Genomic DNA, 14,942 nt, shown 5'->3' with positions numbered 1-14,942 from the left:
GAGAGTCCGAGAGCCTGAGCACCCAAGCGCCCGAAGGCCCAAGCGCCCCGTAACCCTCAGGCCCCCGCCCGGTTCCCGCCGCCGGTCCCCAGCCAGCCCGCCAGCTTGCCGCCCTGCCCGACCGCCCGCAGCCGCGCCTCCGCCGCGTCCCGCACCGGATCGGTCGCCACCACCAGCAGCTCGTCGCGCCGCCGCAGCACCGTCGACGGCAGCGGTACGAAGCTCTTCCCGTCCCGTACGACGAGCGTGACCGCGGCCCCGGCGGGCAGCCGCAGCTCCGAGACCTCGACACCGTGCATCCGGGACTTCTCGGGAACGGAGACCGACAGCAGATGACCGCGCAGCCGCTCCAGGGGCGCCGACTCGATGCCCAGGTCCGCGGCCTCGGCCGGGTCGCCGAGCCGCAGCGCCTTCGCCAGCCAGGGCAGCGTGGGCCCTTGCACCAGCGTGTAGACGACCACGAGTACGAAGACGATGTTGAAGATCCGCTCGCTGCCCTCGATCCCGGGCACCAGGGGAATGGTCGCCAGGATGATGGGTACGGCGCCGCGCAGGCCCGCCCATGACATCAGTGCCTGCTCCCGCCAGGGAATCCGGAACGGCAGCAGACCGGCGACGACCGACAAGGGCCGCGCCACCATCGTCAGTACGAGCCCGATGACGACCGCCGGCCAGAAGTCCTGCGTCAGCTCGTGCGGCGTCACCAGCAGCCCGAGCAGCACGAACATGCCGATCTGGGCGATCCAGCCGAGCCCGTCCGCGAAGCCGCGGGTGGCGGGCCAGTGCGGCAGCTTGGAGTTCCCGAGCACCATCGCCGCCAGATAGACGGCGAGGAAGCCACTGCCGTGCGCGATGGCGCCGGCCGCGTACGCCGACATGGCGATCGCCATGACGGCGATCGGGTACAGGCCGGAGGCGGGCAGTGCCACGTGGCGCAGCCCGAAGGCACCGAGGAAGCCGACCGCGAGCCCGATGGCCGCGCCGATCGCCAGTTCCAGGGCGATCGTGCCGACGAGGGCGTACCACGAGTCCACCGGCCCGGACGTGGAGAACGCGACCACGAGGATGACCACAGGGGCGTCGTTGAAGCCCGACTCCGCCTCCAGTACGCCGGTGACGCGCGAGGGCAGCGGCACCTTCCGCAGAACGGAGAAGACCGCCGCGGCGTCCGTCGAGGAGACGACCGCGCCGATGATGAGCGCCTGGCGCCACTCCAGCCCGATCAGATAGTGCGCACCGGCCGCCGTGACACCCACGCTCACCGCGACACCCACCGTCGACAGCACGATCGCGGCGGGCAGCGCGGGTTTGATCTCCTTCCACTTGGTGCCCAGGCCACCTTCGGCCAGGATCACCACAAGTGCGGCATAGCCGATCACCTGCGTCAGTTCGGCGTCGTCGAATTTGACGGCGAAGATGCCGTCCTGCCCTATGGCGATCCCGATACCCAGGTAGAGCAGCAGGCTGGGGAGCCCGCTCCGGGACGAGACGCGCACCGCCGCCACGGCGATGAGCAGGACGAGCGAGCAGACGAGCAGGAGCTCATTGAGCTGGTGGACAGTCAGTGGCCGATCCTTCCCCTTGCGCTTGCGTGCCGGATCGTTCCTCCGGCTGCGACACTTCGTTACCTTACCTAATCTTTTACGCTTCCTTGACGCGAGCGGCCGTTTGTTCGACCGCTGGCACCGGGTAGCCCCCGGCGCGTCGAGTGGCGTTCTTGCTGTCGCGTTACTGATACCGCGTCCGGACGCGTTGAGCGCTGCGCCTATGGTTGCTCCAGCACTCCCCAGGACCACCCTGCCCCTCGAAGGACAGCGATGCCCGCCAACACCACTGCCCCTCCGGCCGCCAAGCCCGGCAAAAAGAAGGGGCGACGCGCCCGTCTGATCCTGATTGTCCTGGTGCTGGCACTGGTCGGGGGCGTCGGCTACGGCTCGTACTGGGGCGTCAGCACGGTGCGTGCCTCCTTCCCGCAGACCACCGGGACGATCAAGCTCAAGGGCCTGTCGGGCCCCGTCGACGTCAAGCGGGACGCCAACGGCATCCCGCAGATCTACGCGAGCAGCGACGCGGACCTCTTCCGCGCCCAGGGCTTCGTCCACGCCCAGGACCGCTTCTGGGAGATGGACGTACGGCGTCACATGACCGCCGGCCGGCTCTCCGAGATGTTCGGCGCCGGGCAGGTCGACACCGACGCCTTCCTGCGCACCCTCGGCTGGCGCCGGGTGGCCCAGCAGGAGTACGACACCAAGCTGTCGGCCGAGACCAAGCAGCACCTCCAGGCGTACGCGGACGGCGTCAACGCCTATCTGGAGGGGCGCGACGACGAGGACATCTCCGTCGAGTACGCCGCTCTCGGCTTCACCAACGACTACAAGCCCGAGAAGTGGACGCCGGTCGACTCGGTGGCCTGGCTCAAGGCGATGGCCTGGGACCTGCGCGGCAACATGCAGGACGAGATCGACCGCTCGCTGATGACCAGCAGGCTGAGCGCGAAGCAGATCAAGGACCTGTACCCGGCCTACCCGGGCTCCCTGCACACGCCGATCGTCGAGGGCGGCGGCGTGGACCCCGTCTCCAAGAAGTGGGATCCGCAGGCCGAGCCGTCGAAGCGGGACTCCGACGACGCCGACGGATCCGGCGACTCCCAGGACGCGCAGAACTCCCGGAACGGCTTCGCGGCCGGCAGTCCCTCGGACGCCACCCAGGGCCTCCAGTCCCAGCTCTCCAAGCTCTCCGACTCCCTCGACGGCATCCCGGCGCTGCTCGGCCCGAACGGCAACGGCATCGGATCCAACTCCTGGGTCGTCTCCGGAGCCAACACGACCACCGGCAAGCCGCTGCTCGCGAACGACCCGCACCTCGCGCCGCAGCTGCCCTCGCTCTGGTACCAGATGGGCCTGCACTGCCGCGCCGTCTCGCCCACCTGCAAGTACGACGTCGCCGGTTACACCTTCTCGGGCATGCCGGGCGTGATCATCGGCCACAACCAGGACATCGCCTGGGGCTTCACCAACCTCGGTGCCGACGTCACCGACCTCTACCTGGAGAAGCTCTCCGCCGACAGCTACCAGTCCGGAACCCGGACCAAGCCGATCACGGTCCGCGACGAGACGATCAAGGTCGCGGGCGGCGAGAGCGTGACCATCAAGGTCCGCTCGACCGAGCACGGCCCGCTGCTCTCCGACCGCAGCGGCGAGCTGGAGAAGGTCGGCGAGCGCGCCCCCGTGCACAGCGACGCCCCGGACCGCGCCCAGGGCTACGGCGTGGCGCTCAAGTGGACCGCGCTGGAGCCGGGCAAGTCCATGGACGCCGTCTTCAAGCTCAACCGGGCCAAGGACTTCGCCGGCTTCCGCGCCGCCGCCAAGGACTTCGAGGTCCCCTCGCAGAACCTGATCTACGCCGACACCAAGGGCAACATCGGCTACCAGGCCCCCGGCAGGATCCCGGTCCGCGCCAAGAACTACGACGGCTCGGTGCCCACGCCCGGCTGGGACCCCAGGTCCAGCTGGAAGAAGAACCCCATCCCCTTCGACGAGCTGCCGTACGAGTACAACCCGAAGCGCGGCTACATCGTGACCGCCAACCAGTCCGTCGTGGACGAGGCCAAGTACCCCTACCTGATCACCAAGGACTACGGCTACGGCTCGCGCAGTCAGCGGATCAACGACCTCATCGAGTCGAAGATCAAGGACGGCGGGAAGATCTCCACGGACGACATGCGCACGATGCAGATGGACAACAGCAGCGAGATCGCCAAGCTGCTCACGCCCCTCCTGCTGAAGATCGACGTCTCCGACCCGTACGTCCGTGAGGCGCAGAAGCTCCTGGAGACCTGGGACTACACCCAGGAGCCGGACTCCGGGGCCGCCGCCTACTTCAACGGGGTCTGGCGCAACGTCCTCAAGCTCGCCTTCGGCAACAAGCTGCCCAAGGAGCTGCGCGTCGAGGGCGAGTGCCTCAACGTCCGCCCGGCCGACAGCACCGTCCCGGTCGACGACCTGAACCAGCTGGTCCGCGAGTGCGGCCAGCGCGACCCCGAGTCGGCGCAGCCGGACGGCGGCGACCGCTGGTTCGAGGTGGTCCGCGGGATGCTGGAGCAGGAGGACAACGAGTGGTGGCAGTCGTCCAAGAGCCGTCCGGACTCCGCCGACAACCCGCGTGACCGGCTGCTCGCGCGGGCCATGGAGGACGCCCGCTGGGAGCTGACCGCCAAGCTCGGCAAGGACGTCTCCAGCTGGAGCTGGGGCCGGCTGCACCAGCTGACGCTGAAGAACCAGACGCTGGGCACCGAGGGTCCGGGCATGCTCCAGCACATGCTCAACCGCGGCCCCTGGAACCTGGGCGGCGGCGAGGCCACCGTCAACGCGACCGGCTGGAACGCGGCGGGCGGCTACGAGGTCGTCTGGGTGCCGTCGATGCGGATGGTGGTCAACGTCGGCGACTGGGACAAGTCCCGGTGGATCAACCTGGCCGGTGCCTCGGGGCACGCGTACAACGCGCACTACACCGACCAGACCGAGCTGTGGGCCAAGGGCGAGCTGCTGGACTGGGCCTACGGGGAGAAGGCGGTCGACGCGGCCACGCAGGACACCCTGGTGCTCACGAAGTGAGCACTCGGGCCGTCGTCCTCAGGCGGTACATCAGGCCGTAAATCGGCGGACGCCTTCGGGCGTCACCACCGCGTGCACGGGGTGGTCGTGCGGTTCCTCCGGGACCCGCGCGACCACCTCGTTCGCGTACAGGAGCACGACGAGGGCCGGGGCCGCGCCCTCCCGGGCGAGCCGGGCGAGGACGCGGTCGTACGAGCCTCCGCCCCGCCCGAGCCGCATTCCGCGCTCGTCCACCGCGAGCCCCGGCAGCAGCACCGTGTCCGCCTCCAGCACCGCCCTGTGGCCGAGCCGGGGGCCGTCCGGCTCCCGCAGGCCGCGCCGCGCGGGTACGAGGTGCTCCGCCCCCTCGTACACCGCCCAGTCGAGATCGTTGTCGTCCAGGAGCACCGGGAGGAGCACCCGTACGCCCCGCGCGCGCAGCGCGTCGAGCAGCGCGCGGGTGCCCGGCTCGCGCCCCACGGACACATAGGCGGCCACGGTGCGGGCGGCGGCCAGTTCGGGCAGTTCGAGCGCGTGCCGCGCGAGAACCAGCGAGGCCTCCCGGGCGTCCTCAGGTGACAGCAGGCGCCGTGCGTCGAGGAGTTCACCTCGTACTGTCATCTTTACGGACATCTCATTACTCACAGCGGCCTCACAAACTTCTGCCAATGCGCCTTTATGAGCAGAAAGTTAACCCGAGCCTAATCTTCCGCCCATACGTACCCGATAGGGTGCTGGGCATGACTCAGTCGCACCCCAGGATCAGCAAGGCTGTCATCCCTGCCGCAGGCCTCGGAACCCGGTTCCTGCCCGCAACGAAAGCCACTCCAAAAGAGATGCTTCCTGTCGTCGACAAGCCCGCCATCCAGTACGTCGTCGAGGAAGCGGTGGGCGCCGGCCTCTCCGACGTCCTCATGGTCACCGGCCGCAACAAGCGACCGCTCGAGGATCACTTCGACCGCAACTACGAACTGGAAGAGGCGCTGAGGCGCAAGGGCGACGGGCAGCGTCTGGCGAAGGTGCAGGAGTCCAGCGACCTCGCCACCATGCACTACGTGCGCCAGGGGGACCCGAGGGGCCTCGGGCACGCCGTGCTGTGCGCCGCCCCGCACGTCGGCAACCAGCCCTTCGCCGTCCTCCTCGGCGACGACCTGATCGACCCGCGCGACCCCCTGCTGTCCCGCATGGTCGAGATCCAGGAGCGCGAGGGCGGCAGCGTCATCGCCCTGATGGAGGTCGAGCCGGCCCAGATCGGCCTCTACGGCTGCGCCGCCGTCGATCCCACCGGCGAGTCCGACGTGGTCCGGGTGACCGATCTGATCGAGAAGCCCGATCCGTCGGAGGCGCCGAGCAACTACGCGATCATCGGCCGGTACGTCCTCGACCCCGCCGTCTTCGACATACTGCGTGAGACCGAGCCCGGCCGCGGCGGCGAGATCCAGCTCACCGACGCGCTGCAGAAGCTCGCGGCCGAGGAGAAGATCGGCGGCCCGGTCCACGGCGTCGTGTTCAAGGGCCGCCGCTATGACACCGGTGACCGTGGCGACTATCTGCGTGCCATTGTCAGACTCGCGTGCGAACGTGAAGACCTGGGCCCGGACTTCCGTGCCTGGCTTCGCCGTTACGTCACCGAGGAGATGTAGCACTTTGAGCAACGCAGCAACACCGTCCGACCCGTCCGCCGACCGCCCGGCCCTCTGGTCGGTGGACGAGCACCTGGACGACATCCTGGGCGCGATCCGTCCGCTGGAGCCCATCGATCTCCAGCTGCCCGACGCCCAGGGCTGCGTCCTGGTCGAGGACGTCACCGTCCCGGTCGCCCTGCCGCCCTTCGACAACAGCTCGATGGACGGGTACGCGGTCCGGGTCGCCGATGTCGCGGGCGCGAGCGAGGAGTTCCCGGCGGTCCTCACGGTCATCGGCGATGTCGCGGCGGGCAGCGGCGACCAGCGCACCGTGGGCCCGGGGGAGGCCGCCCGGATCATGACCGGTGCGCCGCTGCCCCCCGGGGCCGAGGCCGTCGTCCCCGTCGAATGGACCGACGGCGGCACCGGCGGGGGCGCGGCCACGACCATGCGCCCGGCCGGAGAGGCCCCCGAGGGCGCGACCGGCGAGGTCCGCGTGCACCGGCCGGTCCAGCCCCGGGCGCACGTCCGCGCGCGCGGCAGCGACGTCCAGGCGGGCGACCTCGCCCTCGCGGAGGGCACGGTCCTCGGCCCGCCGCAGATCGGCCTGCTCGCGGCGATCGGCCGCGGCACCGTGCGCGTACGGCCCCGGCCGCGCGTCGTCGTGCTCTCCACCGGCAGCGAGCTCGTCCAGCCGGGCGAGGAGCTCACCGACGGCAAGATCTACGACTCGAACAGCTACACGCTCACCGCGGCCGCCCGTGACGCCGGAGCGATCGCCTACCGGGTCGGCGCGGTCACCGACGACGCCGACGAGCTGCGCGCCACCATCGAGGACCAGCTGATCCGCGCGGACCTGCTGGTCACCACGGGCGGCGTCAGCGTCGGCGCGTACGACGTCGTCAAGGAGGCGCTGTCCGGCGTCGGCGGTCTCACCGGCGCCGCAGAGGCCACCGACGAGTCCGCCGACGACGAGGGCGAGCGGCCCCGGGCGGGGGTCGACTTCCGCAAGCTCGCCATGCAGCCGGGCAAGCCCCAGGGCTTCGGCTCGATCGGCCCCGACCGCACCCCCCTGCTGGCCCTGCCCGGCAACCCCGTCTCCTCGTACGTCTCCTTCGAGCTGTTCGTACGCCCCGCGATCCGTACGCTCATGGGCCTCAAGGACGTGCACCGCCCGCGCGCGCGCGCCGAGCTGCGCGCCGACAAGGCGCTGCCGTCGCCCTCGGGGAAGCGCCAGTTCCTGCGGGGTACGTACGACCCCGACACCGGCACCGTCACCCCGGTCGGCGGTACGGGCTCCCATCTCATCGCGGCCCTCGCCCAGGCCGACGCGCTCATCGTGGTGCCCGAGGACGTCACCTCGCTGGAGCCGGGGACGGAGGCCGAAGTGGTCCTGCTCGGCTGAGTGCGCGAGGGTGGCGGTACCGTGTCGTACCACACAGTGACCGGGAGCCACAGCAATGAGCGCGCAGCAAGGACTCACACACATCGACGAGGCGGGCGCGGCTCGCATGGTCGACGTCTCCGAGAAGGACGTCACCGCGCGTACCGCCCGCGCGAGCGGCCGGGTCCTGGTCTCGCCGCGCGTCGTCGAGCTGCTTCGGGGCGAGGGCGTTCCCAAGGGAGACGCCCTGGCCACCGCCCGCATCGCGGGCATCATGGGCGCCAAGCGCACCCCCGACCTGATTCCGCTCTGCCACCCGCTGGCGGTCTCCGGGGTGAAGCTGGACCTGACCGTGGCCGACGACGCCGTCGAGATCCTGGCGACGGTGAAGACGACGGACCGCACCGGCGTCGAGATGGAGGCCCTCACCGCGGTGTCCGTGGCCGCGCTGACGGTCGTCGACATGATCAAGGCGGTCGACAAGGCGGCGGTCATCTCCGACATCCGGGTGGAGGAGAAGACCGGCGGGAAGTCGGGCGACTGGACCCGTAAGGGAGCCGGACGGTGAGCCCCCGAGGCGGCGAGGTCCACAGCCACGCCCACGCGGCCCCCCGGACCGAGGAGCGGCCCGCGCCGCGCCCGCCGCGCCGGGCCCTGGTCGTCACGGCCTCCAACCGGGCCTCGTCCGGCGTGTACGAGGACAAGGGCGGCCCGCTGCTCGCCGAGGGCCTGACGGCCATGGGCTTCGAGGTCGACGGCCCCCGGGTCGTCCCCGACGGCGACCCGGTCGAGGCGGCCCTGCGCGACGGCGTGGCCGCCGCGTACGACGTCATCCTCACCACCGGCGGCACCGGCGTCTCGCCCACCGACCGCACCCCCGACGCCACCCGCCGGGTCCTCGACTACGAGATCCCCGGCATCCCGGAGGCGATCCGGGCGCACGGACTGGCGAAGGTCCCCACGGCCGCGCTGTCCCGTGGGCTCGCCGGAGTCGCGGGCGGCCGCACCCTGATCGTCAACCTGCCGGGGTCGACCGGAGGGGTGCGGGACGGCCTCGCCGTCCTCGGCCGGATCCTGCCGCACGCGGTCGACCAGCTCCACGGCGGCGACCACCCCAGACCGGCGGGGCCGACGGGGCCGACGGGAACAGCGGGCCCCACGGGGAGCCCCAACTGAACGCGCCGGCCTGGCCCGTGGTCCTGACGGACGGTGATGTCACCCTCCGCCCGATAAGACTGCGCGACCAGCGGGCCTGGCGGGAGGTGAACCGGCGCAACCGCGACTGGCTGCGCCCCTGGGAGGCGACGATCCCGCCGCCCGCCCCAGGCGCCCCGCTCGCCCAGCGCCCCACGTACCGCCAGATGGTCCGCCATCTGCGGGCGGAGGCCAACGCCGGCCGGATGCTGCCGTTCGTGATCGAGTACCGGGGCGCGCTCGTCGGCCAGCTGACGGTCGCCGGGATCACCTGGGGCTCGATGTGCTCGGGCCACGTCGGGTACTGGGTCGACCGTGATGTCGCCGGCCGCGGAGTGATGCCGACGGCCGTCGCCCTCGCCGTCGACCACTGCTTCCGGTCCGTCGGGCTGCACCGCATCGAAGTCTGTATTCGCCCGGAGAACGGGCCGAGCCGCCGGGTCGTCGAAAAACTCGGATTCCGCGACGAGGGACTGCGTCCCCGCTATCTCCACATCGACGGTGCGTGGCGTGACCATCTGGTGTTCGCGCTGACCGTCGAGGAAGTCCCGGAGGGACTGCTGCGCCGCTGGCACCAGGCACGGTCCCCGCATCATGGGAAATGAAATAACTGTTCGAATTTATGTGCCATGTGAGCACTCGGCGATCTGAAGAATCACAAAAAAGTTCAGTGATATCAGCCAGATCGTGCGACACACCGCGCCAATTGGCCGATGCCCTCGCGCGGATCCCTCTACGGTGTGATGCGTGAGCAGCAGCGGCCTCATCTACGCAGTCATCGTCGGGGCCTGGGCCGCCTACTTGGTGCCGATGTGGCTCCGCAGGCAGGACGAGCTCAACGAAGCCCGTCCGACGGAACGCTTCAGCACGGCCATCCGGCTTCTGTCCGGACGGGCGGGAATGGAGCGCCGGTACGCCAAGGAGCTGCGCGAGCGCGCCACCGAGGAGGAGGCGGTCGCCGACGTCGACCCGGATGCCGAGACGGACCGATTCAGTTCCGTCGACGTCCGGGCCTTCGCCGCGCCTCCGGCCCGTACGGAAGCCCGTATGCGCCCGCCCGCGGCCCCCGACTCGAACGGCCCGTCGGCCTCGCCCGTCACGCCGGCCCCGCGTCCGTCCGCCACGCCGGCCCCGCGTCCGTCCGCCACGCCCGCCCCGCGTCCGAACGGCGCGGCCGCCGCGCGCGCCCGGCGCTCGAAGGTCCTCGCCCGTCGCCGGCGCACCACCGTGATCCTCTTCCTCGCCTTCACGCTGGGCGCGGTCGTCGCGGCGGTCGGCGGGCTCGGCTTCCTCTGGGCGCCCGCCGCCCCGGCCGTCCTGCTCAGCGCGTACATCGTGCATCTACGCGCGCAGGAGCGCCGCCGCTTCGTGTACGTGATGGACCGGCGCCGGGCGGAGGCCGCGGCGCAGCGCCTGCGCGAGAGCCGCCCGCGCCGCCAGGCCCCGCCCGTCGCCGCGGAACCGGACGAGGAGCCCGAGGTCCGCCCCGAGCCCGAACCGGTGCTCTCCCCCCAGGAGGCCGGCCGTCGCGCGCTCGTCGAGCAGACGGACCACGCCGAATGGGTGGACCAGCAGCGCGACCGCGGCCCGGCCCGCGGCGACAGCTGGGAACCGGTCCCGGTCCCCCTGCCGACGTACGTCACCGCCCCGGTCGCCCCGCGCGCCACCAGCGGCATCGACGTCACCGACCCGGAGACGTGGAGCTCGGCCCGCTCCTCCACGGCCGATCCCACCGCACCGGCCGTGCCGGCCTCGCGCCAGCGCACCACCCCGCCCCGCCGCGCCCGCGACCGCGGTCGCACCCCCCTCTTCGACCAGTACGCGGACGAGGACCGGCCGCGCGCGGCCAACGAGTGAGACCACGGGCGGAGACCGTGGAGCAACGGATTTCCGAGCACCCCGATCGGGGTGCTAAGGTTTCACTCGTTGCAAGGGCCTGTGGCGCAGACTGGTAGCGCACCTCGTTCGCATCGAGGGGGTCAGGGGTTCAAATCCCCTCAGGTCCACAACAGTCAGAGTCCCTGTCGGAGAGATCCGGCAGGGGCTTTGTCGTTTCTTGAGGGGGCACCGTATGACGCCGCAGGGAAGTATCACGGTGGAGCACATGGACGGCTCGGCCGCGGAACGGGCCGAGGACGCGTTCAGGCTGATCTACGCCGACGTGTTCGCGGAACCGCCGTACAACGAGACCGCTGACGACGTCGCGGCCGCCTTCCGGCGTTTTCGCTCCTGGACCCGCAAGCGCGCTTTCCGCGCCGCCCTGGCCCGTACCGGGGACGGCGAGCCGGTCGGCATGGCGTACGGCTGGCCGGTCCCGCCCGACACGGGGTGGTGGGACGAACTGACCGAGCCCGTGCCCGACGACATGCGGCGCGAGGACGGGCACCGCACCTTCGGCCTCATGGAACTCGCCGTACGCGGGCCCTGGCGCGGGCAGGGTGTCGCGCGGCGTCTGCACGAGACCCTGCTCAACTGCGTCGAGGCCGAACGGGTGCTGCTGAACGTCCACCCGGACAGCAAGGCGGCGTCGGCCGCCTACCGGGCGTGGGGCTACCTCAAGATCGGCGAGGCGCGCCCGTGGGAGGGCCCGGACCTCTATGACGTCATGCTGCTCGACCTGCGCACATGACGACCACCCGGGGTGAGGTGAGTTGCCGCCCCGGGACCGCTTAGCCTCTACCGGTCCGCCTGGCCTCGGGCGGTTCCAGGGAGGGATGTTCATGCGGCAGCGGAGAGCGGGCAGCGGGCTGAGGGTCGCGTCATGGGTACTGGTGCCACTCGGGCTGGCCCTGATGCTGGGAGGCATCGGGTACTTCTTCACGAACTACCAGGGGGCCACCGTCAAGAGCGAGGCGATGGAGCCCACGTACGCCCCGGGCGACCGGCTGGTCATCGAGCGCATCGACGCGGGCGAGATACGCAGGGGTGATGTCGTACTCGTCGAGGTGCCCGATCGCTATCAGGGCGGACCGGTCCTGCAGCGGGTGATCGGGATGGGCGGCGATCACGTGGTGTGCGACGGAAAGCGGATCACGGTGAACGGGAAGCCGGTCGACGAACCGTACGTGATGCGCGGCGAAGTGAACCCGGCGACCGGACCGTACGACGTGCGGGTGCCGGACGGGCGGCTCTTCCTGCTGGGCGACCACCGGTGGAACTCGAACGACTCGCGGTTCTTCCTCGACGACCAGTCGGGCAGCGTCGCGGCCTCCGGGGTGATCGGGCGGGTGAACAGGGGTTTCACCATGCCGGCGGTGCTGCTGTCGCTCGGGGCCCTCGGGCTCGTACTGACCCTGGTCGGGATCGGCCTGGGGATCGGGGGGTACGTGGCCGGGCGGGCCGGGAAGCGTGACGTTCACCGACCGGAGCCCGTGGGGTGGGCGTCGTCGTAGCGGCGCCGGTTGGCGTTGATCTCCTCCCGGTGGGTGGTGGCCCATGCGCCGAGGGCGGCGACGGCGTCCAGCAAGGTGGTGCCGAGGCCGGTCAGCGTGTACTCGACGCGTGGAGGAACGCTGGCGTGGACGGTGCGGGTCACCAGACCGTCGCGTTCGAGCTGCCGCAGTGTCAGCGTGAGCATGCGCTGGGAGATGCCGGTGACGGCGCGGTGGAGCTCGCCGAAGCGCAGGGTGCGGTCGCCGAGTTGTCCGATGACGAGGATGCTCCATTTGTCGCCGATCAGGGCGAGGATCCGCAGCACCTGTCGGCACACGTCCTCGTCCGTCTCTTCCGGCTCTTCCGTGAACGGCGCGTTGTTCCGGGGAGCCAATGGTTACCTCCGTGTGCGTTACGGACAGCAATGTGCCGTCTTGTCCCCTTGCTCATGGTGACGAACCATGGGGCTACGAACAAAGCGTAAGCAGGGGAGAGGAACTGTCGTGGGGAAGACGCTCGTTGTTGTCGGTGCGGGCCCGGGGCTGGGTATGGGGGTGGCTCGCGCGTTCGGCCGTAACGGCTTCCGGGTCGGGCTGATCGCGCGTGCCAAGGACAAGCTGGACGCGCTGGTGGACGAACTGGCCGGGCTGGGCGTCACGGCCGCCGCCTTCCCCGCCGACATCCGCGACCGCGCCGCCCTGACCGCCGCTCTCGACCAGGTGAGGAGCACGCTGGGGCCGGTCGACGTCCTTGAGTTCAGCCCCAGCCCGACCGGGCCGATCACGCACGCCGCGCAGACCACGGTCGCCTCCGTCACCGCCCAGTTCGAGCTGCACGTGCTGGGCGCCGTGACCGCCGTGGAGCGGGTGCTGCCGGACATGCGGGCCAGGGGCGAGGGAACGCTGCTGCTGACCACCGGCGTTTCCTCGACCGTCCCGGCACCCTTCCTGGCCAACGTCGGGATGGCCATGGCCGGTCTGCGCAACTGGGCGTACGGCCTGCACGCGGAACTCGGACCCGAGGGGGTCCATGTCGCCACGGTGACGATCGCCTCCGGCATCGTCCCGGACGGCGGCGAGACCGATCCCGACACCATCGGAGCCCGGTACTACCGCCTGTACCAGCGGCGCGACCGTGCCGAAGAAGTCATCGGCGACCTGGACGCCTTCCGTGCCCTCGTCGCCGGGGCGGGTGCGCACGGCGGATGACCGGCGAGCACGTCACCCCCTAGGGGCGTCAGCCCCAGCGGGCCAGCAGCGCGCCGCAGTACGTGTCGACGCCCATCAGGGGCGGCGGGGGCAGGGTCGGCTGTATCGCGCGGACCTGGCGGGCGACTTGGGGCGACCACTGGCGCAGGGGGAGCCAGCCGGCGACATGGGCCTGCTGGCGGTCGGTGCCGGGGCGGCCGGCGCCGCCGACGTCGTGGCGGACGCGGGAGCGCAGGCGGCGGCGCTGGACCACGTGCTCGGTGAAGGTGGCGGCGACGGCGCGCAGGTCCTCGGGGGTGAACACGGTGGGGAGCCCCGGGGTGCCCTGGTAGAGGCAGAGGAAGTCGATGTCGATCAGGGCGTGGGTCACGTCCTCGGGGACGGTGACGGGGGCGTACGCGGGGCGGTAGTACGAGCCGTCCGTCGTGGGCGACCCGGTCGCCGTCCAGCCCTCGTACACGCGGCCGAAGCTCGGCCAGTACGGCCAGGTCGCCACGCCGCCGGTGACGGTCAGGTCGCCGTGGAGGGCGCGGGCCATCGCGGCGGCGCGCTCGATGTGGTCCTCGTCGCCGGTGACGGCGGCCAGTTGGACGAGGGTGCGGCCCATCGCCAGGAACTCGTTGGTGGGCAGTTCGGCGCCCGCGAAGGAGACGGGCTCGTCGGGCAGCCAGCGGTAGAAGCCCCGGCCGTCGGCGGTCGTGCCCCACTGCTCGTCGTGGGCGCGCACCGCGCGGATCACCGCGTCGAGGTAGCCGTCCAGGCGGGGGCGTACGGACGCGGGCACCGCGTCCGGCTGCTCCCGGGCGAGGCGGACCAGCCCGGCGATCGGGTACGTGATCATGCCGGTCTGGGCGGCGAGGGCCACCATCGCAGGGCGCGGGGTGTAGCTGCCCGGGGCGGCGGTCGCGGTCGCGCCTCCGGTCGCGTCGGTGTTCAGCAGCCGGGCGGTGACGCCGCTGCGCTGCTCGTAGGCCTCGTAGACCGCGCGGTCCGCCCGGCGGGGATGGGCGGGGTCGAGGCTCAGGTCGGGGACGGTGAACGGCTTGTCGCGCCGGCCGCCGCCGACGGTGAGGGAGAACCGGCCCTCGGGCCCCGGCCCGACGGTCACCCGGATGTTCTGGGTGTGCGGCGGACAGACCGTCACTTCGAGCGCCGGGCGCCCCTCGGTGTCCGGTACGACGGCCGTCGTGGCCGTGAACTTGCCGGCCGTGCTCCACACCGGGCGGCTGCGGCCGCGGTGGTCCGCGATGCCTCGTACGTCGTCGCGGGCGGCCAGCACCTGGTCGATCAGCTCGGCGAGGCGCTCGGCGTAGCGGGGGTCGCCGGTGCGCTCGGCCATCATCACGTAGCCCTGCATGCGCCAGGACGTGCCCCAGCCGATGACCCCCGCCTCGTTGTCGGGGGGAACGCCCGGTCCTGAGACTCCCGTCAGCCGGTTCTCTATCTCGTGGAAGTACCGGGTGCCCGCGCGGTGCAGCCTCGATCTCCGTCTTGTTGTTGTCATCGGACGAGTATGCGACGGTCTGTCGCCGCGTCAGGAACGGGTGCGCCGGGGAGCGGCCGGCGG

14 protein-coding genes and 1 tRNA gene are annotated in these 14,942 nt (G+C 71.3%); 11 read left to right on the top strand and 4 right to left on the bottom strand.

Annotated features, from left to right (window positions below):
* Positions 1–56 precede the first annotated feature (56 nt).
* Complete coding sequence (locus tag ABT342_RS14445; protein ID WP_351572450.1) at positions 57–1,565, bottom strand: potassium/proton antiporter; 1,509 nt, start codon at positions 1,563–1,565, stop codon at positions 57–59.
* Between the two features lie 252 nt (positions 1,566–1,817).
* Here ABT342_RS14445 and ABT342_RS14440 point away from each other — a divergent pair, with 252 nt between their 5' ends.
* Complete coding sequence (locus tag ABT342_RS14440; RefSeq protein ID WP_351572202.1) at positions 1,818–4,613, top strand: penicillin acylase family protein; 2,796 nt, start codon at positions 1,818–1,820, stop codon at positions 4,611–4,613.
* 30 nt (positions 4,614–4,643) lie between these two features.
* Here ABT342_RS14440 and ABT342_RS14435 read toward each other — a convergent pair whose 3' ends face one another.
* Complete coding sequence (locus ABT342_RS14435) at positions 4,644–5,213, bottom strand: 5-formyltetrahydrofolate cyclo-ligase (protein ID WP_502965535.1); 570 nt, start codon at positions 5,211–5,213, stop codon at positions 4,644–4,646.
* A 119-nt stretch (positions 5,214–5,332) separates the two neighbouring features.
* Here ABT342_RS14435 and galU point away from each other — a divergent pair, with 119 nt between their 5' ends.
* The 9 genes from galU to lepB all read left to right on the top strand — a co-directional run bounded on the left by galU (position 5,333) and on the right by lepB (position 12,187).
* Positions 5,333–6,235: a UTP--glucose-1-phosphate uridylyltransferase GalU gene (galU, locus tag ABT342_RS14430; RefSeq protein ID WP_351572196.1), complete on the top strand. Its 903-nt coding sequence runs from the start codon at positions 5,333–5,335 to the stop codon at positions 6,233–6,235.
* Positions 6,236–6,239: 4 nt separating this feature from the next.
* Entirely contained in the window at positions 6,240–7,622 is a 1,383-nt protein-coding gene (gene glp, locus ABT342_RS14425) for a molybdotransferase-like divisome protein Glp (RefSeq protein ID WP_351572193.1), read from the top strand.
* A gap of 55 nt (positions 7,623–7,677) precedes the next feature.
* Positions 7,678–8,169 (top strand): cyclic pyranopterin monophosphate synthase MoaC, encoded by a 492-nt coding sequence (gene moaC / locus ABT342_RS14420; protein WP_351572190.1) that lies wholly within the window; start codon positions 7,678–7,680, stop codon positions 8,167–8,169.
* Positions 8,166–8,777, top strand: a complete 612-nt coding sequence (locus tag ABT342_RS14415) for a MogA/MoaB family molybdenum cofactor biosynthesis protein (protein ID WP_502965534.1) — start codon at positions 8,166–8,168, stop codon at positions 8,775–8,777. The genes moaC and ABT342_RS14415 overlap by 4 nt, the downstream gene beginning before the upstream one ends.
* Positions 8,778–8,794: 17 nt before the next feature.
* Positions 8,795–9,400, top strand: a complete 606-nt coding sequence (locus ABT342_RS14410) for a GNAT family N-acetyltransferase (RefSeq protein ID WP_351572187.1) — start codon at positions 8,795–8,797, stop codon at positions 9,398–9,400.
* Between the two features lie 142 nt (positions 9,401–9,542).
* A complete protein-coding gene (gene sepX, locus ABT342_RS14405) occupies positions 9,543–10,652 on the top strand; it encodes a divisome protein SepX/GlpR (protein WP_351572184.1) in 1,110 nt (369 codons plus the stop codon).
* A gap of 75 nt (positions 10,653–10,727) precedes the next feature.
* A tRNA-Ala gene (locus ABT342_RS14400) sits at positions 10,728–10,801 on the top strand.
* 65 nt (positions 10,802–10,866) lie between these two features.
* Complete coding sequence (locus ABT342_RS14395; RefSeq protein WP_351572181.1) at positions 10,867–11,424, top strand: GNAT family N-acetyltransferase; 558 nt, start codon at positions 10,867–10,869, stop codon at positions 11,422–11,424.
* A gap of 91 nt (positions 11,425–11,515) precedes the next feature.
* The gene (lepB, locus tag ABT342_RS14390; protein WP_351572178.1) at positions 11,516–12,187 is read left to right on the top strand and encodes a signal peptidase I; all 672 of its coding nucleotides are present in this window, start codon (positions 11,516–11,518) and stop codon (positions 12,185–12,187) included.
* Here the strand turns inward: lepB and ABT342_RS14385 are convergent.
* Complete coding sequence (locus ABT342_RS14385; RefSeq protein WP_351572175.1) at positions 12,151–12,561, bottom strand: winged helix-turn-helix transcriptional regulator; 411 nt, start codon at positions 12,559–12,561, stop codon at positions 12,151–12,153. The genes lepB and ABT342_RS14385 overlap by 37 nt on opposite strands.
* 109 nt (positions 12,562–12,670) lie before the next feature.
* Here ABT342_RS14385 and ABT342_RS14380 point away from each other — a divergent pair, with 109 nt between their 5' ends.
* Positions 12,671–13,375 carry an SDR family NAD(P)-dependent oxidoreductase gene (locus ABT342_RS14380; protein WP_351572172.1) on the top strand — a complete coding sequence of 235 codons (705 nt, stop codon included), beginning with the start codon at positions 12,671–12,673 and terminating at the stop codon, positions 13,373–13,375.
* A gap of 28 nt (positions 13,376–13,403) precedes the next feature.
* On the opposite strand, the gene ABT342_RS14375 is transcribed toward ABT342_RS14380, so the two are convergent.
* Positions 13,404–14,879 carry a hypothetical protein gene (locus ABT342_RS14375; protein WP_351572170.1) on the bottom strand — a complete coding sequence of 492 codons (1,476 nt, stop codon included), beginning with the start codon at positions 14,877–14,879 and terminating at the stop codon, positions 13,404–13,406.
* Positions 14,880–14,942 lie beyond the last annotated feature (63 nt).

The sequence above is a fragment of the Streptomyces sp. NPDC000410 genome (assembly GCF_040300305.1).
Lineage (GTDB): Bacteria > Actinomycetota > Actinomycetes > Streptomycetales > Streptomycetaceae > Streptomyces.
The sequence above is the reverse complement of the archived record's forward strand: the minus strand, read 5'-3'. Positions and strand labels throughout refer to the sequence as shown.

Bases quoted from the DNA above. Each gene is read 5' to 3' on its own strand.
- ABT342_RS14435 (WP_502965535.1), bottom strand. From the start codon at position 5,213: ATGACAGTACGAGGTGAACTCCTCGACGCACGGCGCCTGCTGTCACCT.
- lepB (WP_351572178.1), top strand. From the start codon at position 11,516: ATGCGGCAGCGGAGAGCGGGCAGCGGGCTGAGGGTCGCGTCATGGGTA.
- ABT342_RS14440 (WP_351572202.1), top strand. From the start codon at position 1,818: ATGCCCGCCAACACCACTGCCCCTCCGGCCGCCAAGCCCGGCAAAAAG.
- ABT342_RS14395 (WP_351572181.1), top strand. From the start codon at position 10,867: ATGACGCCGCAGGGAAGTATCACGGTGGAGCACATGGACGGCTCGGCC.
- moaC (WP_351572190.1), top strand. From the start codon at position 7,678: ATGAGCGCGCAGCAAGGACTCACACACATCGACGAGGCGGGCGCGGCT.
- ABT342_RS14375 (WP_351572170.1), bottom strand. From the start codon at position 14,879: ATGACAACAACAAGACGGAGATCGAGGCTGCACCGCGCGGGCACCCGG.
- galU (WP_351572196.1), top strand. From the start codon at position 5,333: ATGACTCAGTCGCACCCCAGGATCAGCAAGGCTGTCATCCCTGCCGCA.